Source organism: Pseudomonas huaxiensis, assembly GCF_003231275.1.
GTDB lineage: Bacteria > Pseudomonadota > Gammaproteobacteria > Pseudomonadales > Pseudomonadaceae > Aquipseudomonas > Aquipseudomonas huaxiensis.
This window is the reverse complement of sequence record NZ_QKVL01000005.1, coordinates 87,926-110,601: the sequence shown is the minus strand read 5'-3', so window position 1 is coordinate 110,601 and position 22,676 is coordinate 87,926. Positions and strand designations below refer to the sequence as shown.

Below are 22,676 nucleotides of genomic sequence, written 5' to 3'. Positions count from 1 at the left end.
CAGCACCATGACCGACGTTAACAAAGCCTTCGAAGCCGAGTGCCAGGCCGAAATCGCCGCCCAGGGCCAGGATGAAAACCTCAAGGGCCTGGCCCGGGACTTCTTCAACGAGTCGGCAAAGCACAAGTACAGCTACCACTTCTCGTGGATGGGTCGCCCGATCATCCAGTTGCCGCAGGACATGCTGGCGATGCAGGAGATCATCTGGCGGGTCAAGCCGGACCTGATCGTCGAATGCGGCATCGCCCATGGTGGCTCGATCATTTACTACGCCTCGCTGCTGGAATTGCAGGGCCACGGCGAAGTGCTGGGCATCGACCGCGACATTCGCCCGCACAACCGCGAGGCCATCGAGTCGCACCCGATGAGCAAGCGCATTTCCATGATCGAAGGTTCGAGCATCGACGAGGCGACCATCGCCCAGGTACGCGCGATTGCCGAAGGCAAGAAAGTCATCCTGGTACTGGACTCCAACCACACCCACGACCACGTCCTCGCCGAACTGCGCGCCTACGCGCCGCTGGTGGCGGTGGACAGCTACTGCGTGGTGATGGACACCGTGGTCGAGGACATGCCGGCGGAATTCTTCCCGGACCGTCCGTGGGGGCCGGGTGACAACCCGAAGACCGCAGTCTGGGAGTACCTGAAGGAAAACACCGACTTCGAAATCGACCAGCAGATGCAGGACAAACTGCTACTGAGCGTGGCGCCGGACGGGTATCTGCGCCGGGTTCGCTGATTTTTTACTGAACTCTCGGCCTCATCGCTGCGGTTCGGCGCCCCGACAAGCCAGCTCCCACAGTACAGCGGCATACACCGCACCTGTGGGAGCTGGCTCGCCAGCGATAAGGCCCAAAAGATCACCACAGAATCCCTGTAGGTACAGATATGCAAAGCACCGCCCTGCGCGAGCACTTCACCCTCGTTCTGCTGACCCACAAACGCCCGGCCTTCCTGCGCCGTGCCTTGCAGTACTACAAGGATTTCCCCGGCACCCTGCTGGTGCTGGACTCGTCCCCCGAGCCTGTCGCGGGCATCGCCAGCCGCTTCCCGCGGGTTGATTACCAGCACCTGCCGCAGTTCAACTACCGCGGCTTCCAGGCCAAGATCAAGCACGGCCTGAGCCTGGTGAAAACGCCTTACGTGGCGCTGGTGGCCGACGACGACTTCATCCTGACCGAGGCCATCGCCGAGTCCCTGGACTTCCTCGAAGCCCACCCTGACTACGGCATGTGCCAGGGCTACAGCATGATGTACCTGGCCGAGTCCGGGCACACCAACTACTACCGCCGCGACAAGAAGATCGCCCGCGAAGACTTCGACAGCGAAGACCCGCGCCAGCGCGTGCTCGATTACCTGTACGCCTTTATCCCGCCGTTCTACGCCGTGACCCGCACCTCGCTGTTGCAGGATTGGGCCGCGCAGATTCCCGACGCGTTGCGCTTCGAATGGCTGGAAGTCAGCCACGTGTACTTCCTGCTGGCCAGCGCCAAGGCGCGGATGTTGCCGATTCCCTACGCGGTGCGCGAGGCCAACTACGGCACCTCCGAGCACAACACCGAAGTGACCTACGCCCTGGCCTTGCCGGACCCGGCCTCGGTTGCCAGCCGCGAGGAGTTCGCCGATGTCCTGGCCGGGCTGGATACGCCGCTCAAAGGTGAGCGCGAGGATATTCGTGCCTTCGCCCTGCAGACCTTCGCGCACATGTACGAGGGACTGGCTGCCGGTCGTTCGCTGATCATCGAGCCGATCCTGTCGTCGATCCTGATGGGCATGGGTGAACCCTCGAAGCGGCACTTCCTGCCGACCCAGTACGTCGACCTGCCGTTCTACAACAAGCCGTTCTTCGATCACCTGAGCGAAATCGAATTCCTCCTCCATGCCATGCCGGCCGGCCGCTTGCAGCTCGAAGAACTGGAGCCGATCTGGCTGACGCAGGAGCGCCTGTTGCGGGTGAACGCTGGCGAGCACATCGATGTGGTCATCGACCGTGCACGCAAAGCGCTGGATTGCGGCGCCTACAACCTCAAGGTGGTCAAGCGCCTGATCGAACTGCTGCAGGACAACGGTGAGGCCGACGAGGTGCAGCGCCTGTCCGCCTGGGCCCGCCGCCTGGAGTCGGTTACCAGTGATGCTGGTCGCGCGCTGCTCAGCGCCCAGCCGTCCGGGCAGATGCTCGACTGGCTGGAAGCACGGCGCCCCGACGACGCCAGCCAGGAGGCGATCAGCGCCCACCTGGCGCAGCATCAGGGCGGGCCGCAGTTCGGCATCCTGCTGCTGGACCTGAACCACGACGAGAGCAAGTTGCAGGCGACCTTCGACAGCCTGCTCAGCGGCCTGAGCCGGTCGTTCCGCGTGGTGGTGTTCACCACCGCGGCGCTGCCGGCGGTGACGTCGCTGCACAACACCGTGCACTTCGTCCGGGTCAGTCAGGACGACTACGTCGACAAGATCAACCAGATCGCCCGGCAGACCTCTTGCGAGTGGCTGATGCTGGCCGAGGCCGGTGACGAGTTCACCTCCACTGGCCTGCTGCGGGCAGGCCTGGAACTGCTCGACGCGCCGGAGTGCCGCGCCGTGGCAGTGGATGAAATCCAGCAGTTGGTCGGTGGTGCGTGGCGCGAATTGCTTCGTCCGGGCATCAACCTCGACCTGCTGCAAAGCCTGCCGCTGATGATGGCCCGGCACTGGCTGGTGCGCCGCGAAGTACTGGTCGAGGCCGGTGGCTTTGCCCGCGAGTACAGCGACGCACTGGAGTACGACCTGTTGCTGCGTCTGATCGAACAGGGTGGCCTGAACGGTCTGGCGCACCTGGACGAACCGGTGCTGGTCAGCAACGCTCCGCAGCTCAAGCACAATGAACACGCGCGCCAGACACTGGCCCGGCACCTCGCCACCCGCGGCTACAAGGCCCAGGTCAGCTCGGCCTTCCCGGGCGCCTTGCGCATCGACTACCGCCACATGGAGCGGCCGCAGGTGTCGATCATCCTGCACAGCGAAGACAACCAGGCGGCGCTGCAACGTTGCCTGGACAGCGTGCTGCAACGCACCCGCTACCTGCGCTACGAAGTGCTGATCGCCGACAACGCCAGCCAGTCGCCGCAGCACCTGCAATGGCTGGAGCAATTGCAGCAGGCCGGCGGCCGCGTGCGCGTGCTGCAAAGCCCGCAGCGTCTCAGCGCCGCGGCGCTGGTCAACGCCGCCAGCGCCGAAGCCAGCGGTGAATACCTGGTGCTGCTGTCGGCCGACGCCGAGGTGGTCAATGCCAACTGGCTGGAAGCACTGCTCAACCAGGCCCAGCGCCAGGAGGTCGGTGTGGTCGGCGCCAAGCTGGTGGATGGCGAAGGCAAGGTCACCCAGGGCGGCCTGCTGCTCGCCGCAGGAGGTCAGGTCGTGGCGGCCCATGTCGGGCTGGCCAAGGATGAAACCGGTTACCTCGGCCAGGCGGGTGTCGAGCAGAACTACCCGGCGGTGTCGGCCGCGTGCCTGATGGTGCGGACCGAGGTCTTCCGGGCGCTGGGCGGGCTGGACGAAGGTGCGTTCGCCGACAGCTATGCCGATGTCGACCTGTGCCTGAAAGTCGCCGACGCCGGCTTGCTGACCGTGTGGACGCCGCAGGTTCAGGTGCTCCATCCGGGCCACTTGCCGGACGATGCCGCCGCGCTTGCCGCGTTGCGACAGAAGTGGGCCGGCCTGTGGCAGAGCGCTGCCCATGGCCGCAGCCTGAAGCCGGCCAGCGCCGCCTTCGACTGGAAAAGCCTGGTCGGCTGAGCCCGCGTCGTGGCCAGCGAATGGCCTGTATCTTGCTTCGGGCTTGCATAAACAGGGCAGGGGTCAGAAAAACGTTGATCCCGGTCCCTGACCACAGCAAGTCCAGGTCGTCGCCAGCGCATGCCGGCGACGACCCAGCAAGGATCCAGGCATGTTCGACGACAAGTCACCCCTCAGTTCCAGCAGTGCTGGTGCTTTCAATCGCACGCTCATCACTGTGCCCGCCGAACTGACGGACAGCCTGGTCTCCCCCGTGCTTCATGACAATCCGAACCTCTGCTCCGAGAACACAATGATTCCTTTGGTCAACACCCGAATGTCCCTGGAGTTCACCGAGCGCCTTGTTCACGAGACGACGCCCAGTGCTGCCGAGGTTGATGTGGACCTCGGCGCGGACCTCCACGACCGGCTCAAAGGACGGACCGGGAAAAATCCGAAAGCCGCCGCGGTCGCCAATCCAGGTGGGCTGGCAGCGCTTGCGGGTACAGAGGTGATTCCCTACGGGCGGCAGAATGTTGATCAGGCAGATATCGACGCAGTCGTTGAGGTCTTGCGTTCCGACTGGCTGACCCAGGGGCCGGTGCTCGAGCGCTTCGAGCAGGCAGTCGCCGAGCGTTGTCAGGCTACCTTCGCGGTAGCGGTGAGCAATGCCACTGCCGGGCTGCATTTGGCCTGCCTGGCGGCGGGGCTTGGCGCGGGTGACTGGCTGTGGACCAGCCCGAACAGTTTCGTCGCCTCGGCCAATTGCGCACGGTATTGCGGTGCCGAGGTGGATTTCGTCGACATCGACGTGCTGACTTGGAATATCGATGTCCGCGCACTGGCGACCAAGCTGGAACAGGCCGAGGCTGCCGGTCGGCTGCCCAAGGTGCTGGTGGCAGTCGCCTTTTCCGGGCAGAGCTGCGACATGGCTGAAATTGCCCGGTTGGCCCGCAAATATGGCTTCCGTGTGATCGAGGATGCCGCGCATGCCTTCGGTGCCAGCTATGGCGGTGAACCCGTGGGGAGTGGTCGTTATGCCGACATGACGGTTTTCAGTTTCCATCCGGTCAAGATCATCACCAGCGGTGAGGGTGGCATGGTCTTGTGCAACGACCCGGAGCTGGCGCGGCAACTGCGCTCCTTGCGTAGCCACGGCATCACTCGCAACCCTGAGGAGATGACCGAGCCCGCGCATGGCAACTGGTACTACCAGCAGGTCGACCTGGGTTTCAATTACCGGATGTGCGATGTGCAGGCTGCCCTCGGGCTGTCGCAATTGCGCCGGCTGGATGAATTCCTGGAGCGGCGGCGTTTTCTGGCTGCCCGTTACCAACGACTGCTTGCCGATTTACCGCTGCAGTTGCCGGTGGCCCAGGCGAAGGCCGAGTCGGCCTGGCACCTGTATGTCGTGCGCCTGGATGGCCGACTGGAAGGGAGCCATCGCGCCGTGTTCGATGGCATGCGTGCGGCCGGTATCCAGGTCAATCTGCATTACATTCCGATTCACCTGCAGCCCTATTACCAGGCTTTGGGCTTTGCGCCCGGTGATTTCCCCGAAGCGGAACGCTATTACCGTCAGGCCATTACCTTGCCGCTCTTCCCGCAATTGAGCGAAGCGCAGCAGGACCGCGTGGTGGACACCTTGCGCGCATTGCTGCTCGCAGAGGCAGACCGGGCATGAGTGACGTTGCAGTAGCGATCATTCCCGCCCGTGGTGACAGCAAGCGCATTCCGTACAAGAACCTCAAGCTGTTCAGGGGCGAGCCCATCATCGCTTACTCGATCCGGGCTGCTCTGGGCAGTGGTCTGTTCGAGCGTGTGGTGGTCAGCACCGACGATCCACGCATCGCTGACGTCGCGCTGAGCTACGGCGCCGAGGTGCCGTTTACCCGTCCCAAAGCGCTGGCAGATGATCATGCCACGACCGCATCGGTCATCGTCCATGCCGTGCAGACACTGGCTGAGCAAGGGCAAAAAGTGGACCTGGCGTGTTGTATCTACGCCACCGCACCCTTGTTGCAGCAGCGTTACCTGAGAGCCGGGTACGAGGCGCTGCTGGATCAGCCCGAGGGCTCCTTCGCATTTTCCGTGTGCAGTGCGGGTTTTCCGGTTCAGCGGGCGTTGACCTTGACCGAAGAGGGCGCGTTGACGCCCCTTTATCCGCAGTACCGTGACACCCGTTCCCAGGACTTGCCCCACGCCTATCAGGATGCCGGCCAGTTCTACTGGGGAAGAACCGACGCCTGGCTGCGTGGAAACGGGCCGTTTTCCGAGCAGAGCCTGCCGGTGATCTTGCCGCGACATCTGGTCCAGGACATCGATACCGAAGACGACTGGCGACGTGTCGAGTACCTGTACGCCGCGTTGTTGGCGGCGGGGGAACTGCAGGGTTGAAGGTACTGTTTCGCGCCGATGCTGGCAGCCACCTGGGTATCGGACATGTTGCCCGATGCCTGACGCTGGCGCAGGTGCTGGCGTCCGGGGGCGCACAGATCAGCTTCGCCTGCCGCGCGTTGCCGGGGCATCAGATGGAGAGGATCGCCGCGGCCGGGCATGAGGTGTTCAGCCTGCCCGTCGACACGCCGGACGAGATTTCAGCGTTGCAGGCGCTGCTGCGGGCCGAGGCCTGTTTCGACTGGATTCTTGTCGATCATTACCAACTCGATGCCCGCTGGGAGTCCGCGGCGCGTTGCTGGGGGCGGCGGGTCATGGCCATCGACGACCTGGCCGACCGTCCGCACGACTGCGACCTGCTGCTGGATCAGAATTTCACTGCCAGCGCGGCGCTGTACCACGGGTGGGTGCCACCGGCCTGCCAGATACTGGCGGGGCCGCGACATGCGTTGCTGCGCCCGGCGTTCCGCCAGCTTCGTCCGGCTGCGCAAACAGGCCCGAGCCGGGTGCTGGTGAGCTTTGGTGGCTTCGATCAGGCCGGCATGACCTTGCGCACGTTGCAGGCGCTGGACGGGCTCGAAGGCGTCGAGGTGCAGTGCATTGCCGGGCACTCCAGCCCGGATCTCGCGGCATTGCAATCACTGGTCGCCCGCCATCCTGGCTGGGCGTTGTTGAATTTCGTCAGCGACCTGCCTGAGCGCATGGCCGCGGCTACGTTGTTCATCGGTGCTGGCGGCGGGACCACCTGGGAGCGTGCGGCCATCGGCCTGCCGAGCCTGTGTGTCGGTGTCGCGCAAAACCAGTACGCCAACGCCGAGGCGCTGGCGCAGGCGGGTATGCACCTGTACCTGGGGCCGGCAGAGCAGGTCACGGTGGCAGCGCTGCATCAGGCAATCGCCGGGTTGCTGGGCAATCCGCCGCAGCGTCAACATTTTGCCGCACGCGGCATGGCGCTGGTCGATGGCCTGGGTGCGCAGCGGGTGGCGCTGGCGCTGTTCCAGGCGGCGGGTTATACACAGGCCGCGGGCCATTTCGAACAGGTATTGAAGGATTCTCAGCATGAGCAGTTTTGACATCGGTCAGCGTCGTGTCGGCGTTGATGCTGCGCCCTTGGTGATTGCCGAGATGAGCGGCAATCACAACCAGTCGCTGGAGCGCGCCTTACAGATCGTCGAGGCTGCCGCCAAAGCCGGTGCCCATGCATTGAAGCTGCAGACCTACACCGCCGACACCATGACCCTGGATTTGAGCCACGGCGAGTTCTTCATCGAAGACAAGAACAGCCTCTGGGCCGGCTCCTCGCTGTATTCGCTGTACCAGCAGGCGTACACCCCGTGGGAGTGGCACGCGCCGATTTTCCGCCGGGCTCGCGAGCTAGGCATGCTGGCGTTCTCCACGCCGTTCGACGAAAGCGCCGTGGACTTTCTCGAAAGCCTCGACGTGCCGGCGTACAAGATCGCCAGTTTCGAAAACACCGACCTGCCGCTGATCCGCAAGGTGGCCGCTACCGGCAAGCCGATGATCATTTCCACCGGCATGGCCAGCCTTGCCGAACTGGATGAAACCGTGCGCACGGCGCGCCAGGCCGGTTGTCGTGATCTGGTGTTGCTCAAGTGCACCAGCACCTACCCGGCAAACCCGGAAAACAGCAATGTGCGGACCATTCCGCACCTGCGCGAACTGTTCGGCTGCGAAGTCGGGCTGTCCGATCACACCCTGGGTGTGGGCGCGGCGGTGGCGGCGGTCGCGCTGGGGGCCAGTGTGGTGGAAAAGCACTTCACCCTCAGCCGCGCCGAGGGCGGGGTGGATGCGGCGTTCTCGCTGGAACCGGCGGAACTGGCCTGCCTGGTGCAGGAGACTGAGCGGGCCTGGCAGTCGCTGGGTCAGGTGCGTTATGGCGCGAGCCAGGCTGAAGAGGCCTCGCGGCGTTATCGACGTTCGTTGTATGTGGTGCGGGACATGGTGGCCGGTGAGGTCTTCGATCAGAGCAATGTGCGCGCCATTCGTCCGGGGCTCGGCCTTGCGCCCAAGCACCTGGAATCCCTGCTCGGGCGCAAGGCCCGGCAGCCACTTGCCCGTGGAACCGCGCTGGACTGGTCGCTGGTGGAGTAGGGCTGCCGCCCGTCTGCCACGCAGCCTGGGGCGGCACGCCCTAGGAAAATATGCCATTGTCTGTGAAAATCCGTGACCTATCAGTCAGACCGGGCATCTGTGTCTCTATCGTTAATGGGAGTGGCGGGCCGTGTCACCACCATTTCCACTGCTGTCCAAGTGATCGGGCAGCGGGAATCCCTGTTTTCTGGCGCCCCTCGAATCGTGCGAGCGGTGATATCTAGCGGTTATTTATTGGGAAGCCATGATGATTGGCATAAAAAGCATTGCGAGCTACGTTCCGGCTGCGGGCCTGGACAACTACGCACAAGGCGCCAAATTCGGTAAGGATGAGGACTTCATCCTTGGCAAGATCGGCTCGGCCTTCCTGCCGCGCAAATCCGACGAACAAGAGACCTCCGACCTGTGCGTCGAAGCGGTCAACGCACTGTTCGCCGCGAACCCTGAGTTGTCGCGCGATTCCATCGATGCGCTGATCGTTGTCACCCAGAACGGTGACGCCGAAGGTCTTCCTCACACCGCTGCAATCGTCCAGGACAAGCTCGGCCTGCCGACCCATGTCGCGGCGTTCGACATTTCCCTCGGCTGCTCCGGCTACGTCTACGGCATCTACGCGCTCAAGGGTTTCATGGAAGCCACCGGCCTGAAGAACGGCTTGCTGGTGACCGCAGACCCGTACTCCAAGATCGTTGATCCGGAAGACCGCAACACCACCATGCTGTTCGGCGATGCTGCCACCGCCACCTGGATGGGCGAAGACCCGGTCTGGGCGCTGGGCAAGTCTGCCTTCGGCACCGACGGTTCCGGCGCGCCGCACCTGAAGGTCAGCGATGGCGTGTTCTTCATGAATGGCCGCCAGGTGTTCAACTTCGCCCTGCTCAAGGTGCCGGCGCACCTGCACGAGTTGCTTGAGCGCTCCGGCCTCAGTGCGGACGATATCGATGCGTTCTGCATCCACCAGGGCAGCGCGGCCATCGTCGACGCGGTCGCCCGTCGCTTCGAAGACAAGCCGGAGAAATTCGTCAAGGACATGGTCGAGACCGGCAACACCGTGTCGTCGAGCATTCCCCTGCTGCTGGAAAAGCATGCGCTGGACAGCACCTGGCAGCGGGTCGCGCTGAGCGGCTTCGGGGTTGGCCTGTCGTGGGGCTCGGCGATTCTCCACCGGCCTTGATGGTGGTGGCTGCTTAAAGCCGCTTGCTGGGGTAATCTCAGGCGTTTCGCAGGCAAGGGATGCTCAACCAATGAGCGAATTTTTCCAGCGCAACGCCGACATTATCCAGTCCCGCTGGCCGTCGCTGTTCGAACGCCTTGTGCGTGAGGACAGCGATCAGGTCGACGCCGTACTGACTGAAGGGCTGGGCTCGACCCTGACGGTTGACGGCGTCCAGCTCACCAGTCGCCATGACCGCCTCGCCGAGGCGCGTTTCCAGGCTGCCAGCCTGCCCGACGACAGCCCTGCGCTGCACCTCTACGGAACCGGCCTTGGCGATCTCCAGGCCGAGCTGCTGCGGCGTCCTTCGCTACGCCATCTGCATGTTCATATTCTCAATGGCGCCGTGTTCAAGCTGGTCCTGCAACTGCTAGACCAGTGCGCGTGGCTTGCCGATCCGCGTGTCGAACTGGTGTATGCCGGTGATGCCGCAGAAATCGCCCTGCCATTCTTCGCGTTGCCGGCCGAGCTGGTGCTGGCCGACGATTTCAATGCCAAGGTCCGTGACCGCCTGATCGGCGAGGTTCACCTGACCTACAACAACCGCAATTTCGATGTGGCCGACCCGGCGCTGGTGGCGTTGCTCGATCAGAGCCTGCCGCTGCTGCGGGCCGACCACGACGTTGCCGAGCTGTTCGATAGCCGGGCGGGGGAGGACGTCCTGGTGATCGCCACCGGGCCGACCCTGCAGGGCCACCTGCCGGCACTGCGGCATCTTCGCGAGCAGCCAGGACGGCCACTGTTCATCTGCGTCGACACCGCCTACAAACCGTTGCTGGCGGCCGGCATCGAGCCGGACGTGGTGGTCAGTGTCGATCACAAGATCCGTCTTCATCACCTGCCGCCGGAGGCCTCGGCGCGCACTGCGCTGGTGTACATGCCGATGCTCGACGTCGACACGTTGGCGGCGTGGCAGGGGCCTCGTTATGCCGCCTATTCCGACAGCGCGCTGTACGACCGGGTGCGCGGTGATATCCCCCGTGGGCACCTGTTCGTCGGCGGCAGCGTCATTCATCCGGCGGTGGACCTGGCGGTGAAGATGGGCGTGAGCCGCATCACCCTGTTTGGCGCCGACTTCGCCTTCCCGATGAACCGCACTCATACCGGCTGGAATGACGGCGATCTCGGCCCGCAACTGGCCGTGGCACGCCACTGGGTGCTGGACGGGCACGGCCAGCGGGTGCGCACGCAACTGAATTTCCGCGGCTACCTGATCGAGCTGGAGCGCTTCATTGCCCGTCACCCTGAGGTGGCGTTCTTCAATACCAGCCGTGCCGGGGCCTTGATCGCCGGCACGCGCTTCGACCCGGAGTTCTGCCCATGACCGCCCATCAACAAGCAGCGCGTCAGTGCGCAGGGCTGTTCCGTCTAGGGCGGGATGTGGAGGCGGCGGTGGAAATGGTCAGCCTGTTCGAGGCGGTGATGCCGGAGTTCGAGCGGGCGCCGCATGCGCTGCAAGCGCAATCCGCGACGTTGCTGGCGCAGATCCTTGCCGCGCAGCAGCGCCAGGACTGGCTTTGTGTAGCCGATAACCTGGAATACGAGTTGCTGGAATTGATCGAACGGACAGCTTCTACCTGAAAGTGTGATGGCCATCACATTGCGTTCGCTGCCCGCGGCGTTGATGGCTTCCGGCAAGTGCCTGATTTGCAAGGGGTGGCTGGGTGATGGCACTTTTTTTTGAAAAAACCCTCAAGCAACCTGAAAACCCGACGATAAACATTACGAAGGTTCTCTAGGCCACACCCGGCGGATGCCAGGGCCGGAAGCCGCAGTATCCATCCAACGAGGAATTCGTCATGGCATTAACCGTAAACACCAACACTACCTCCCTGGCCGTCCAGAAGAACCTGAACCGCGCTTCCGACAGCCTGAGCACCTCCATGACTCGTCTGTCGTCCGGCCTGCGCATCAACAGCGCTAAAGACGACGCCGCTGGTCAGCAGATCGCCAACAAGCTGCAAACCATGGTTACCGGTTCGGCCGTAGCCATCAAAAACGCCAACGACGGTGTTTCGATCACTCAGACCGCTGAAGGCGCTCTGTCTGAAATGACCAACATCCTGCAGCGTATGCGTGAACTGGCTCTGCAATCGCGTAACGACTCCAACGGCACCACTGAACGCGCTGCTCTGAACAAAGAGTTCGCGGCCAAGTCCGACGAGATCACTCGTATCGCTTCGTCCACCACCTACGGCACCAGCAAACACCTGCTGGACGCCAGTGCTGGCACCATGCAGTTCCAGGTCGGTGCAATGACCGGTACTGACCAGGTCATCAGCGTTGTAATGAGCACCAGCTTCGCCGCTTCGACCCTGGCGGTCGGTACCGGTACTCTGGCGATCTCGGGTACTTCCGACTCCGCTGTACACACCTCGGTTGATGCTGCTATCACCGCCATCGACGCTGCTCTGCAGAAGATCGACGACAAGAAATCGGAACTCGGTGCTGTTCAGAACCGTTTCCAGAGCACCATCAACAACCTGCAAAGCATGGCTGAGAACGCCACCGCCGCTCAAGGCCGCGTTCAGGACACCGACTTCGCCGCAGAAACTGCTCAGCTGACCAAGCAGCAAACTCTGCAGCAAGCGTCCACCGCAGTTCTGGCCCAGGCCAACCAACTGCCATCCGCCGTACTGAAACTGCTTCAGTAATAGCGCGATGAAGTTCGGCGAGGGGGTGCGTGAGCATTTCCTCGCCTTTTACTTTGGAGGTGATGGGCGATGGACATAAGCGTCAGATTGAATGCGTCTTATCCGGCCTCGACGACCGCGGCTCAGCACGACAAGACTGCTGAACAAGGTGCGTCCGACAAGGTCTACAACAAGCCGTCCCTGTCAGCCGTAGCGACAGAAAAAGAATCCGATGCCACTGAGTTGCAGTCAGCGGTCAAGGAAATCCAGGATTTTGTCCAGTCGTTGCAACGCAACCTGGAATTCTCGGTGGATGACTCCACCGGAACCGTCGTCGTGAAGGTAGTTGCTCGCGACAGCGGTGAGGTCATTCGACAGATTCCATCGCAAACGGCGCTGGAATTGGCGAAAAGCCTGCATGACGTAAACAGCCTTCTATTCGACGAAAAGGTCTGAAGGCGGTACGAAAATTGAAGGGTTTGCGGCTCGTGCGGTAATGGTCAAGCGTTTGGCGTGAACCAAAAAAGGAGAGAAACATGGCAAGTCCAATTCTGCCGGCCCTGGGTCTGGGTAGTGGCCTGGATACCAGTGCGATTGTAAAGGCCTTGGTTGACGCCGAAAAAACGCCCAAACAAAGCCAGATCGACCGGCAAACCAAGTCCAACACAGCGACGATCTCGGCGATCGGCAGCCTGAAAAGCGCATTGGCTGCCTACAAGACCGCCCTTGAGAAGCTGAACAGCACCACTTCGCCACAGTTCCTTGCCTACAACGCCACCAGCGCGGATGAAAAGACCGTCAAGGCAACCGCCGGTAACGGCGCTGTCGGCGGCATGTACAACGTCAAGGTGACCGAGCTGGCAACGGCTTCGAAAGTTGCCAGCCAGCGTTTTGGTTCCAGTGCCGACGCGATCAGCGAAGGTGTATTGACCATTTCGCAGGGCGACCAGGACTACACGGTCGAGATCGGCCCGAATGCCACGCTGCAATCGGTGCGCGACACCATCAATGGCCAGGTCAACAACAAAGGCATCATGGCCAACATCATCAATGATGGCACTGGCTCTCGCCTGGTTTTGACTTCGACCAATACCGGCCTGGATTCCGATATTTCCGTTGACGGCATTCCCGAGCTGAAAATCGACGGCACCCAGCAAATGTCCGGCACCGGCGCGGGCTTCATCACTGCTTTGGCCAAGGATGCGATTTTCGAAGTTGATGGCATGAAGCTCACCAGCAAGTCGAACAAGGTCGAAAATGCGGTAAGCGGCTTGACGATTGACCTGGTTGCCAAGGGTGAAACCACCGTCACCGTGGGCACCAACACCGAAGGCCTGAAGAAGTCGGTGCAGTCGTTCGTGGATGCCTACAACACGCTGGTCAAGACGGTCACCAGCCTCAGCCAGGCGACCAAGAACGCCGATGGCACGATGGGCACCGCGCCTGCGCTGTCGGGTGACTCGGCGGCTCGCAACATGCTCAAGACCCTGCGTGACCAGTTGGTAGTGCCGGCAGCAGGTGGCGGTAACTTGCAGGTGCTGTCGCAGTTGGGCATCAACACTGTTCAGGAAACCGGCCTGCTTGAACTGGACTCCACCAAGTTCACCAAGGCTGTAGAAGTGCAGAAGCTGGGTGGTGGTATTCAGGCGCTGTTCGGCGGAGATGACGGTCTTTTGACCCGCATGACCTCGGCGTTGGACCCCTATTCGAAATCCGGCGGCCTGCTGGACGACCGCTCCAAGATTCTCGAACAGGCGAAAAAGAGCCTGACCTTGCAGCAATCGTCGCTGGATGCCCGGGTTACTGCGATGACCGCATCGTTGACCAAGAAGTACAACACCATGGACACCCTGGTGGGCAAACTCAACGCCCAGCGCGACAACATCACTTCGATCTTCGAGGCGATGGCCGCTCAGTCCAAGTCGTCCTGATCTACTGACTGACGCCAAAAGCCCGGCAGTGCCATAGCAGCATGTCGGGCTTTTTGCATCTTCCTTAAAGTTTTTTGACGCGGGGTCGATAGCCCGGTCATACAGCAATTGTGGTGAGGTACACGCATGAATCCGATGTTGGCCCTTCGGCAGTATCAGAAAATCAGTGCACAGGCCCAGACCTCTGAAGCCAGCCCGCACCGCCTGGTGCAGATGCTGATGGAGGGTGGCCTGGATCGTGTTGCCCAGGCAAAAGGCTCGCTCGAGCGCAATGACATCGCAGGCAAGGGCATCGCCATCGGCAAGGCCATCGGCATCATCGGCGGTCTTCGGGAAGGTCTGGATCGCGACAACATGACGCCGGAACTGGAGCGCCTCGATGGGCTCTACCTGTACATGAATCGCCGCCTGATCGATGCCAACCTCAAGAACGACATCGCCGCGCTCGATGAGGTGACCGATCTGTTGATTACGGTCAAGGAAGGGTGGGACGCGGTTGTCGCACAATAACCAGTTGCAATGAGGATGTCGTGATGAGTGCTGTGCTCAAGCGAATCGAGGAAACCCGTGACGCATTGGTCGGTGCATTGGCCAATCGGGATTGGGAGGCGGTCGGTGAGCTGGATCAGGCTTGCCGAGCCTGCATGGATGAAGTATTGAGTGCGCAGCCGTCCGACGAAGAAGCGCTGCGGGATAACCTTCAGGATCTGCTCGGGGTGTATCGGCAATTGATCGATGTGGCGACCGAAGAACGCCAGGCGATCGCTGACGAGATGTCGAAGATCAAGCAAGCGCAGCAGGCGTCGAAGGTATACCATCTGTACCGCTGACGGTTGATCGAAAATCAGTTGCGCGCCATAAATTTGACTGTGAAGTGTTTTTTGACTTAACTAGTGGCTGTTTTCTAATTTCAGACGTCGGAACACTGACCGTTCAGTCGGAATGATGTCGAGCATGCCCTCGCTGGGCCTCGAGTTGACTAGGGAAGTTGCTATTGCATGTGGCGTGAAACCAAAATTCTCTTGATCGATGACGATAGTGCTCGCCGCCGTGACCTGGCGGTGGTGCTGAATTTTCTTGGGGAAGAAAATCTGGCGTGCTCCAGTGAAGACTGGCAGCAGGCTGTCGAATCGTTGTCGTCGAGCCGTGAAGTACTGTGCGTTCTTCTCGGGACAGTAAATGCTCCGGCAGGCTTGTTGGGCTTGCTTAAGACAGTGGCTGCCTGGGATGAGTTCCTTCCGGTTCTGCTTTTGGGCGAAAATTCTTTGCCCGAGCTTCCCGAAGACTTGCGTCGCCGGGTGCTCTCCAACCTCGAAATGCCGCCGAGCTACAGCAAATTGCTGGATTCGCTCCACCGTGCCCAGGTCTATCGCGAGATGTACGACCAGGCGCGCGAGCGTGGCCGGCAGCGCGAGCCCAACCTGTTCCGCAGTCTGGTCGGCACCAGCCGGGCGATCCAGCATGTCCGCCAGATGATGCAGCAGGTGGCCGATACCGACGCCAGCGTGCTGATTCTTGGCGAGTCCGGCACGGGCAAGGAAGTGGTTGCGCGTAACCTGCATTACCACTCCAAGCGCCGCGAAGCGCCGTTCGTGCCGGTCAATTGCGGTGCGATCCCGGCCGAGCTGCTGGAAAGCGAACTGTTCGGCCATGAGAAGGGTGCCTTCACCGGCGCTATCACCAGCCGTGCCGGTCGTTTCGAACTGGCCAATGGCGGCACCCTGTTCCTTGACGAAATCGGCGACATGCCGCTGCCGATGCAGGTCAAGCTGCTGCGCGTACTGCAGGAACGCACCTTCGAGCGCGTGGGCAGCAACAAGACCCAGAGCATCGACGTGCGGATCATTGCCGCGACCCACAAGAACCTCGAGAGCATGATCGAGGTGGGCTCGTTCCGCGAAGACCTGTACTACCGCCTCAACGTCTTCCCGATCGAGATGGCGCCGCTGCGTGAGCGGGTCGAAGACATTCCGCTGCTGATGAACGAATTGATCTCTCGGATGGAACACGAAAAGCGTGGTTCGATCCGTTTCAATTCGGCGGCGATCATGTCGCTGTGCCGGCATGGCTGGCCGGGCAACGTTCGCGAGCTGGCCAACCTGGTGGAGCGCATGGCGATCATGCATCCGTATGGGGTGATCGGTGTGGCCGAGTTGCCAAAGAAGTTCCGTTATGTGGACGACGAAGACGAGCAACTGGTGGACAGCCTGCGCTCCGACCTCGAAGAGCGCGTAGCGATCAATGGCCACGCGCCGAGCTTCCCGACCAATGCCATGCTGCCGCCGGAAGGCCTGGACCTGAAGGATTACCTGGGCAGTCTCGAGCAGGGCCTGATTCAACAGGCGCTGGACGACGCAAACGGTATCGTGGCACGCGCCGCCGAGCGTTTGCGGATTCGTCGGACCACCCTGGTGGAAAAAATGCGCAAGTACGGCATGAGCCGTCGCGAAGGGGACGAGCAGGCGGAGGATTGACGCCTGCTCACCCACCGCCCGGCTTCCGTCTGGGCGCTCTGCTTCAAGCAACCTTTCTTTTTGTGAGGTAAATGCCCGTCATTGCGGGCTTTGTCGGCACCCCCTCGCTCACTCCCTTCATGACGGAAAAGTTTCCGGCATGGCTATTGCTATACCGCTTTCAACATACCGTTTTATGACGGTGAGCCACGCGAGAGAGCACGATGCCCCACGCAGCCACTACCTCCCTTGAGCCGCCACGCCCCGATGTTGCCGAACAGCAGGGTCGCGAAGGTCTGGAGCAGGCGTTTGCCCTGTTCGATCAGATGTCCAGCCAGCTCACCCAGTCCTACAGCCTGCTTGAAGCGAGGGTTACCGAGCTGAAAGGGGAGCTGGCTGTGGTCAGCGCGCAGCGCATGGCCGAGCTGGCGGAGAAAGAGCGGCTGGCCAATCGTTTGCAGAATCTGCTCGCTCTGTTGCCTGGCGGGGTCATCGTTATCGATGGTCAAGGCAAGGTCCGCGAGGCCAACCCGGCTGCTGGCGAACTGCTGGGCGAACCGCTGGTGGGCGAGTTGTGGCGGCAGGTGATCGCTCGCAGCTTCGCGCCGCGCGAGGACGATGGTCACGAAGTGTCGCTGCGTGACGGCCGGCGGCTGTCCATCGCTACCCGTTCCCTCGATGCCGAACCCGGCCAGTTGGTGTTGCTCAACGACCTTACCGAAACCCGCCGCCTGCAGGATCAACTGGCCCGCCATGAGCGGCTGTCGACCCTCGGCCGGATGGTCGCTTCGCTGGCCCATCAGATCCGCACGCCGCTGTCGGCGGCGCTGCTGTATGCCAGCCACCTTGCCGAGCAGGCTTTGCCGCTGGAAACCCAGCAGCGTTTTGCCGGCAATCTCAAGGAGCGCCTGCACGAACTGGAGCGCCAGGTGCGCGACATGCTGGTGTTCGCGCGCGGCGAACTGCCGCTGACCGATCGCCTGACGCCCAAGGCACTGTTCCAGGCGTTGCAGCAGGCCGCGCAGGTTCAAGTGCAGGGACACAACGTGCGCTGGCAGTGCGACAGCCATCTGGGTGAGCTGCTGTGCAATCGCGACACTCTGGTGGGCGCTGTGCTCAATCTGGTGGAAAACGCCTTGCAGGCCAGCGAAGGTCCGGCGCGGATCAAGGTGCATCTCTATCGTCGTGATGACAGCCTGCGTTTGTGTGTCAGTGATGCGGGTCCGGGGATCGACAGCGCGTTGCTCCAGCGTTTGGGCGAACCCTTCCTGACCACCAAATCCACCGGCACCGGCCTCGGCCTGGCGGTGGTCAAGGCGGTTGCACGAGCCCATCGCGGTGAGTTGTACCTGAGTTCACGTCGGGGGCGCGGCACCTGCGCCATGATTACCTTGCCGTTGATGGGTGCGTCGACGGAGGTTTTGGCATGAGCGGGATCAAGGTGCTACTGGTCGAGGATGACCGTTCACTGCGTCAGGCCCTCGGTGACACCCTGGAGCTTGGTGGTTTCACCTATTGCGCGGTGGGTTCGGCGGAGGAGGCCCTTGATGCGGCCTCGAAAGAAACCTTCAGCCTGGTGGTCAGTGACGTCAACATGCCAGGCATGGACGGTCACCAGTTGCTCGCCTGCCTGCGCGCCACTCAGCCGCAGTTGCCGGTCTTGCTGATGACCGCTCACGCGGCGGTGGAGCGCGCGGTGGATGCCATGCGCCAGGGCGCTGCGGACTATCTGGTCAAGCCGTTCGAGCCGCGTGCCTTGCTGGAACTGGTTGCCCGCCATGCGCTGGGTGCCGCCAGTGGCGCGGATGCCGAGGGGCCTGTCGCCTGCGAACCGGCCAGTGCGCAGTTGCTGGAATTGGCGGCGCGGGTCGCTCGCAGCGAATCTACCGTGCTGATTTCCGGCGAATCCGGGACCGGCAAGGAAGTGCTGGCGCGCTATATCCATCAGCAATCGTTGCGTGCCAGCCAGCCTTTCGTGGCGATCAACTGTGCCGCGATTCCGGACAACATGCTCGAAGCCACGCTGTTTGGCCACGAAAAAGGCTCGTTCACTGGCGCCATCGCCGCGCAGGCGGGCAAATTCGAGCAGGCCGATGGCGGCACGCTGCTGCTTGATGAGATTTCCGAAATGCCGCTGGGCCTTCAGGCCAAGCTGCTGCGCGTGTTGCAGGAGCGGGAAGTGGAGCGGGTTGGTGGGCGCAAGCCGATTGCCCTGGATATCCGCGTGGTGGCCACTACCAACCGTGATCTGGCGGGCGAAGTGGCGGCGGGACGTTTCCGCGAGGATCTGTTCTATCGCCTGTCGGTCTTTCCGTTGGCATGGCGTCCGTTGAGAGAACGGAGCGCCGATATTCTGCCACTGGCCGAGCGTTTGCTATTGCGCCACGTCAATAAAATGAAGCACGCACCCGTCAGACTGTCGGAGGAGGCCAGGGCCTGCCTGCAAAGTTATCCGTGGCCGGGCAACGTGCGGGAATTGGACAACGCCATCCAGCGGGCGCTGATTTTGCAACAGGGTGGGGTCATTGCTGCTGCTGACTTTTGTCTCGCCGGCGTGCTGCCAGCCCTGACGCCACAGCCTGTGCGGGTTGCAACGCCGCCGGTGGCGTGCGACACGCAGGAGGCGGGTGGCCTTGGAGATGACTTGCGTCGGCACGAGTTCCAGATGATCATCGACACCCTTCGTGCCGAACGCGGACGTCGCAAGGAAGCCGCCGAGCGACTTGGTATCAGCCCGCGGACCCTGCGCTACAAATTGGCGCAGATGCGGGATGCCGGGATGGATGTCGAGGCCAGCCTTTATGCTACGGGGCTTTGAGGTGCAGGATCAGCGTTTTGTCAAATTGTCGGGCGTAGCTGGCACTCTTGTTGCTAAGTCCTGTTCACCCGCTGCGTGAGTGTCAAAAAAATGCGGGCCGTCGGAGAGAGAAGACCATGAGCCAAGGTGTTGAATTTAATCGATTGATGTTGGACATGCGGGCCATGCAAATGGACGCGATGTCGGCGCCGAAGGCTGTCCAGGCTCCTGAGCTGGGGTCGAGCAATTTTGCCGACATGCTCGGGCAGGCAATCAACAAGGTCAACGACACCCAGCAGGCCTCCAACCAACTGGCCACCGCATTTGAAATCGGCAAGAGCGGCGTCGACCTGACCGACGTGATGATCGCGTCGCAGAAAGCCAGCGTCTCGTTCCAGGCGCTGACCCAGGTGCGCAACAAGCTGGTTCAGTCGTATCAAGACATCATGCAGATGCCGGTTTAAGGGCGGGATTTGATTCATGGCCGATGCAGTCGTCGATAACGTGCCCGCCAAGGGCGGTCCGCCAGCGCCAAAACCGCCGCTGTTCGGCCTTTCGTTCCTGGAAAATATTTCACAGATGCCCATGTTGCGTCAGGTCGGCCTGCTGGTCGGCCTGGCTGCCAGCGTGGCCATCGGCTTCGCCGTGGTGCTCTGGTCGCAACAGCCGGACTACCGTCCTCTCTACGGCAGCCTCAGTGGCATGGACACCAAGCAGGTCATGGAAACCCTGGCCGCCGCGGACATTCCCTACAACGTCGAGCCCAATTCCGGTGCCTTGCTGGTCAAGGCCGAGGACATTTCCCGTGCCCGTCTGAAGCTCGCCGCCGCCGGGGTTGCACCGAGCGATGGCAACGTCGGTTTCGAAATCCTCGACAAGGAGCAGGGCCTGGGCACCAGTCAGTTCATGGAGGCCACCCGTTATCGTCGCGGCCTCGAAGGCGAACTGGCCCGCACCGTCTCCAGCCTGAACAACGTCAAGGGTGCCCGTGTGCACCTGGCCATCCCGAAAAGCTCGGTTTTCGTCCGCGATGAGCGCAAACCAAGTGCCTCGGTGCTGGTCGAGCTGTACCCCGGTCGCAACCTCGAGCCCGGTCAGGTCATGGCCATCGTCAATCTGGTGGCGACCAGCGTTCCTGAGCTGGACAAGTCCCAGGTCACCGTGGTCGACCAGAAGGGCAACCTGCTCTCCGACCAACTGCAAAACAGTGAGCTGACCGTCGCCGGCAAGCAGTTCGATTACAGTCGCCGCATGGAAGGCTTGCTCACCCAGCGTGTGCACAACATCCTGCAACCGGTGCTGGGTAACGATCGCTACAAGGCCGAAGTGTCCGCCGACGTCGATTTCAGCGCGGTCGAGTCCACTTCCGAACAGTTCAACCCTGATCAACCGGCGCTGCGCAGCGAGCAGTCGGTCAACGAACAACGCTCCAGCAGCATGGGCCCGCAGGGCGTTCCCGGCGCGCTGAGCAACCAGCCGCCAAGTCCGGCTTCGGCGCCGCAGACCACCGGTGGTGCCGCGCAAGGTGCGGCCGCTGCGATCCAGCCCGGCCAGCCGCTGCTCGACGCCAACGGCCAGCAGATCATGGATCCGGCCACCGGCCAGCCGATGCTCGCGCCTTATCCTGCGGACAAACGCCTGCAGTCCACCAAGAACTTCGAACTGGACCGCTCCATCAGCCATACCCGTCAGCAGCAGGGTCGTGTGACGCGTCTGTCGGTGGCCGTGGTGGTCGACGATCAGGTGAAGCTCGACCCGGCCAATGGCAACGCTGCCAGCGTGCCGTGGAGTGCCGAGGACCTGGCCCGCTTCACGCGGCTGGTCCAGGACGCGGTGGGCTTCGATGCCAGCCGTGGCGACAGCGTCAGCGTGATCAACGTGCCGTTCGCCGCCGACCGTGGCGAGACCATCGCCGAGATTCCGTTCTATTCACAACCCTGGTTCTGGGACATCGTCAAGCAAGTGCTCGGCGTCCTGTTCATCCTGGTGTTGGTGTTCGGTGTCTTGCGTCCGGTGCTCAACAACATCACCGGCAATGGCAAACAGTCGACAAGCGACGGAGACATGGAACTGGGCGGCATGCTGGGGTTGGACGGTGAACTGGCCAACGACCGCGTGAGCCTGGGTGGTCCGCAAAGCATCCTCTTGCCTAGTCCGAGCGAGGGCTATGACGCCCAGCTCAACGCTATCAAGAGTCTGGTAGCAGAAGATCCGGGTCGTGTGGCCCAGGTCGTGAAAGAGTGGATCAACGCCGATGAGTGACAATCGAGCCCTGACTGCGAAACTGACCCGTGTCGACAAGGCCGCGATCCTGCTGCTGTCGCTGGGCGAGACCGATGCCGCGCAAGTGCTGCGGCACATGGGCCCGAAAGAGGTCCAGCGTGTAGGCGTGGCCATGGCGCAGGTGGGCAATATCCACCGCGAGCAGGTCGAGCAGGTCATGAGCGAGTTCGTCGAGATCGTCGGCGACCAGACCAGCCTTGGCGTCGGCTCCGACGGCTACATCCGCAAGATGCTCACCCAGGCCCTGGGCGAGGACAAGGCCAACGGCCTGATCGACCGGATCCTGCTGGGTGGCAACACCAGCGGTCTGGACAGCCTCAAATGGATGGAACCGCGTGCGGTGGCCGACGTCATCCGCTACGAACACCCGCAGATTCAAGCGATCGTCGTGGCGTATCTTGATCCGGACCAGGCAGGCGAAGTCCTCGGCAATTTCGACCACAAGGTGCGTCTGGACATCATCCTGCGCGTCTCGTCGCTGAACACCGTGCAACCGGCCGCGCTCAAGGAACTCAACCAGATCCTCGAGAAGCAGTTCTCCGGCAACTCTAACGCCGCGCGTACCACCCTGGGTGGTATCAAGCGTGCTGCGGACATCATGAACTTCCTCGACAGTTCGGTCGAAGGCCAGCTCATGGATTCGATCCGCGAGATCGACGGCGATCTCTCCGAGCAGATCGAAGACCTCATGTTCGTCTTCAACAACCTGGCCGATGTCGATGACCGCGGTATCCAGGCGCTGTTGCGAGAAGTCTCCTCCGACGTCCTGGTCGTCTCGCTCAAGGGCGCGGACGAGAAGGTCAAGGACAAGGTCTTCAAGAACATGTCCAAGCGTGCCTCGGAACTGCTGCGCGACGACCTCGAGGCCAAGGGTCCGGTCCGCGTCAGCGACGTCGAGACCGCGCAGAAGGAAATCCTCACCATCGCCCGCCGCATGGCCGAAGCCGGCGAAATCGTGCTGGGCGGCAAAGGTGCCGAAGAGATGATCTGACCCGTCGGCCCCGGTGCAGTTCGCGCCCGCGAAGCTGCACCGGCCCCGATGGGGCTTCGTCAGGCGGCACAAGCCGCCGACGCTGCCTGATCATCCGTAACCCGACTTTTGAGCGC

General features: G+C 62.2%; 20 protein-coding genes. All 20 read left to right on the top strand.

All coding sequences use genetic code 11. The annotated features are described in order from the left end of the window. The first annotated feature begins 7 nt into the window (after window positions 1-7). The 20 genes from DM374_RS08460 to fliG all read left to right on the top strand — a co-directional run bounded on the left by DM374_RS08460 (window position 8) and on the right by fliG (window position 22,560). Entirely contained in the window at window positions 8-739 is a 732-nt protein-coding gene (locus DM374_RS08460; protein WP_095156941.1) for a cephalosporin hydroxylase family protein, read from the top strand. A gap of 149 nt (window positions 740-888) precedes the next feature. After that, a complete protein-coding gene (locus tag DM374_RS08455) occupies window positions 889-3,771 on the top strand; it encodes a TIGR00180 family glycosyltransferase (RefSeq protein WP_110969451.1) in 2,883 nt (960 codons plus the stop codon). Between the two features lie 490 nt (window positions 3,772-4,261). Further along, window positions 4,262-5,434 (top strand): UDP-4-amino-4,6-dideoxy-N-acetyl-beta-L-altrosamine transaminase, encoded by a 1,173-nt coding sequence (gene pseC, locus DM374_RS08450; RefSeq protein WP_110969564.1) that lies wholly within the window; start codon window positions 4,262-4,264, stop codon window positions 5,432-5,434. Next, window positions 5,431-6,147 carry a pseudaminic acid cytidylyltransferase gene (gene pseF / locus DM374_RS08445; RefSeq protein ID WP_110969450.1) on the top strand — a complete coding sequence of 239 codons (717 nt, stop codon included), beginning with the start codon at window positions 5,431-5,433 and terminating at the stop codon, window positions 6,145-6,147. Before pseC ends, pseF begins: the two co-directional genes overlap by 4 nt. Then, a complete protein-coding gene (pseG, locus tag DM374_RS08440) occupies window positions 6,144-7,220 on the top strand; it encodes a UDP-2,4-diacetamido-2,4,6-trideoxy-beta-L-altropyranose hydrolase (protein ID WP_110969449.1) in 1,077 nt (358 codons plus the stop codon). Before pseF ends, pseG begins: the two co-directional genes overlap by 4 nt. Continuing rightward, a complete protein-coding gene (gene pseI / locus DM374_RS08435) occupies window positions 7,207-8,259 on the top strand; it encodes a pseudaminic acid synthase (RefSeq protein ID WP_110969448.1) in 1,053 nt (350 codons plus the stop codon). The genes pseG and pseI overlap by 14 nt, the downstream gene beginning before the upstream one ends. 247 nt (window positions 8,260-8,506) lie before the next feature. Then, window positions 8,507-9,433 (top strand): ketoacyl-ACP synthase III, encoded by a 927-nt coding sequence (locus DM374_RS08430; RefSeq protein WP_110969447.1) that lies wholly within the window; start codon window positions 8,507-8,509, stop codon window positions 9,431-9,433. A gap of 70 nt (window positions 9,434-9,503) precedes the next feature. After that, a complete protein-coding gene (locus tag DM374_RS08425; protein WP_110969446.1) occupies window positions 9,504-10,796 on the top strand; it encodes a motility associated factor glycosyltransferase family protein in 1,293 nt (430 codons plus the stop codon). Further along, a complete protein-coding gene (locus DM374_RS08420) occupies window positions 10,793-11,053 on the top strand; it encodes a hypothetical protein (RefSeq protein WP_110969445.1) in 261 nt (86 codons plus the stop codon). Before DM374_RS08425 ends, DM374_RS08420 begins: the two co-directional genes overlap by 4 nt. A gap of 218 nt (window positions 11,054-11,271) precedes the next feature. Then, complete coding sequence (locus tag DM374_RS08415) at window positions 11,272-12,126, top strand: flagellin domain-containing protein (RefSeq protein ID WP_095156949.1); 855 nt, start codon at window positions 11,272-11,274, stop codon at window positions 12,124-12,126. A 69-nt stretch (window positions 12,127-12,195) separates the two neighbouring features. Continuing rightward, entirely contained in the window at window positions 12,196-12,561 is a 366-nt protein-coding gene (locus DM374_RS08410; protein WP_095156950.1) for a flagellar protein FlaG, read from the top strand. Between the two features lie 80 nt (window positions 12,562-12,641). Next, window positions 12,642-14,036: a flagellar filament capping protein FliD gene (gene fliD, locus DM374_RS08405; RefSeq protein WP_110969444.1), complete on the top strand. Its 1,395-nt coding sequence runs from the start codon at window positions 12,642-12,644 to the stop codon at window positions 14,034-14,036. A 126-nt stretch (window positions 14,037-14,162) separates the two neighbouring features. Next, on the top strand, window positions 14,163-14,546 hold the full coding sequence (gene fliS / locus DM374_RS08400; protein ID WP_095156952.1) for a flagellar export chaperone FliS: 384 nt from the start codon (window positions 14,163-14,165) through the stop codon (window positions 14,544-14,546). 23 nt (window positions 14,547-14,569) lie between these two features. Next, window positions 14,570-14,866, top strand: coding sequence for a flagellar protein FliT (gene fliT / locus DM374_RS08395; protein WP_095156953.1), 297 nt, complete (start codon window positions 14,570-14,572; stop codon window positions 14,864-14,866). Window positions 14,867-15,034: 168 nt separating this feature from the next. Further along, a complete protein-coding gene (gene fleQ / locus DM374_RS08390; protein ID WP_110969443.1) occupies window positions 15,035-16,510 on the top strand; it encodes a transcriptional regulator FleQ in 1,476 nt (491 codons plus the stop codon). A 203-nt stretch (window positions 16,511-16,713) separates the two neighbouring features. Continuing rightward, window positions 16,714-17,919 (top strand): sensor histidine kinase, encoded by a 1,206-nt coding sequence (locus DM374_RS08385; RefSeq protein WP_110969442.1) that lies wholly within the window; start codon window positions 16,714-16,716, stop codon window positions 17,917-17,919. Then, window positions 17,916-19,307, top strand: a complete 1,392-nt coding sequence (locus DM374_RS08380) for a sigma-54-dependent transcriptional regulator (protein ID WP_110969441.1) — start codon at window positions 17,916-17,918, stop codon at window positions 19,305-19,307. The genes DM374_RS08385 and DM374_RS08380 overlap by 4 nt, the downstream gene beginning before the upstream one ends. Before the next feature lie 116 nt (window positions 19,308-19,423). Beyond that, the gene (gene fliE / locus DM374_RS08375) at window positions 19,424-19,750 is read left to right on the top strand and encodes a flagellar hook-basal body complex protein FliE (protein WP_095156957.1); all 327 of its coding nucleotides are present in this window, start codon (window positions 19,424-19,426) and stop codon (window positions 19,748-19,750) included. Between the two features lie 16 nt (window positions 19,751-19,766). Continuing rightward, window positions 19,767-21,548: a flagellar basal-body MS-ring/collar protein FliF gene (fliF, locus tag DM374_RS08370; RefSeq protein WP_110969440.1), complete on the top strand. Its 1,782-nt coding sequence runs from the start codon at window positions 19,767-19,769 to the stop codon at window positions 21,546-21,548. Then, window positions 21,541-22,560, top strand: a complete 1,020-nt coding sequence (fliG, locus tag DM374_RS08365; protein ID WP_095156959.1) for a flagellar motor switch protein FliG — start codon at window positions 21,541-21,543, stop codon at window positions 22,558-22,560. The genes fliF and fliG overlap by 8 nt, the downstream gene beginning before the upstream one ends. Window positions 22,561-22,676: the final 116 nt, after the last annotated feature.

Bases quoted from the DNA above. Each gene is read 5' to 3' on its own strand.
- DM374_RS08460 (WP_095156941.1), top strand. From the start codon at position 8: ATGACCGACGTTAACAAAGCCTTCGAAGCCGAGTGCCAGGCCGAAATC.
- DM374_RS08455 (WP_110969451.1), top strand. From the start codon at position 889: ATGCAAAGCACCGCCCTGCGCGAGCACTTCACCCTCGTTCTGCTGACC.
- pseF (WP_110969450.1), top strand. From the start codon at position 5,431: ATGAGTGACGTTGCAGTAGCGATCATTCCCGCCCGTGGTGACAGCAAG.
- pseI (WP_110969448.1), top strand. From the start codon at position 7,207: ATGAGCAGTTTTGACATCGGTCAGCGTCGTGTCGGCGTTGATGCTGCG.
- DM374_RS08430 (WP_110969447.1), top strand. From the start codon at position 8,507: ATGATTGGCATAAAAAGCATTGCGAGCTACGTTCCGGCTGCGGGCCTG.
- DM374_RS08425 (WP_110969446.1), top strand. From the start codon at position 9,504: ATGAGCGAATTTTTCCAGCGCAACGCCGACATTATCCAGTCCCGCTGG.
- DM374_RS08420 (WP_110969445.1), top strand. From the start codon at position 10,793: ATGACCGCCCATCAACAAGCAGCGCGTCAGTGCGCAGGGCTGTTCCGT.
- DM374_RS08415 (WP_095156949.1), top strand. From the start codon at position 11,272: ATGGCATTAACCGTAAACACCAACACTACCTCCCTGGCCGTCCAGAAG.
- DM374_RS08410 (WP_095156950.1), top strand. From the start codon at position 12,196: ATGGACATAAGCGTCAGATTGAATGCGTCTTATCCGGCCTCGACGACC.
- fliD (WP_110969444.1), top strand. From the start codon at position 12,642: ATGGCAAGTCCAATTCTGCCGGCCCTGGGTCTGGGTAGTGGCCTGGAT.
- fliS (WP_095156952.1), top strand. From the start codon at position 14,163: ATGAATCCGATGTTGGCCCTTCGGCAGTATCAGAAAATCAGTGCACAG.
- fliT (WP_095156953.1), top strand. From the start codon at position 14,570: ATGAGTGCTGTGCTCAAGCGAATCGAGGAAACCCGTGACGCATTGGTC.
- fleQ (WP_110969443.1), top strand. From the start codon at position 15,035: ATGTGGCGTGAAACCAAAATTCTCTTGATCGATGACGATAGTGCTCGC.
- DM374_RS08385 (WP_110969442.1), top strand. From the start codon at position 16,714: ATGCCCCACGCAGCCACTACCTCCCTTGAGCCGCCACGCCCCGATGTT.
- DM374_RS08380 (WP_110969441.1), top strand. From the start codon at position 17,916: ATGAGCGGGATCAAGGTGCTACTGGTCGAGGATGACCGTTCACTGCGT.
- fliE (WP_095156957.1), top strand. From the start codon at position 19,424: ATGAGCCAAGGTGTTGAATTTAATCGATTGATGTTGGACATGCGGGCC.
- fliF (WP_110969440.1), top strand. From the start codon at position 19,767: ATGGCCGATGCAGTCGTCGATAACGTGCCCGCCAAGGGCGGTCCGCCA.
- fliG (WP_095156959.1), top strand. From the start codon at position 21,541: ATGAGTGACAATCGAGCCCTGACTGCGAAACTGACCCGTGTCGACAAG.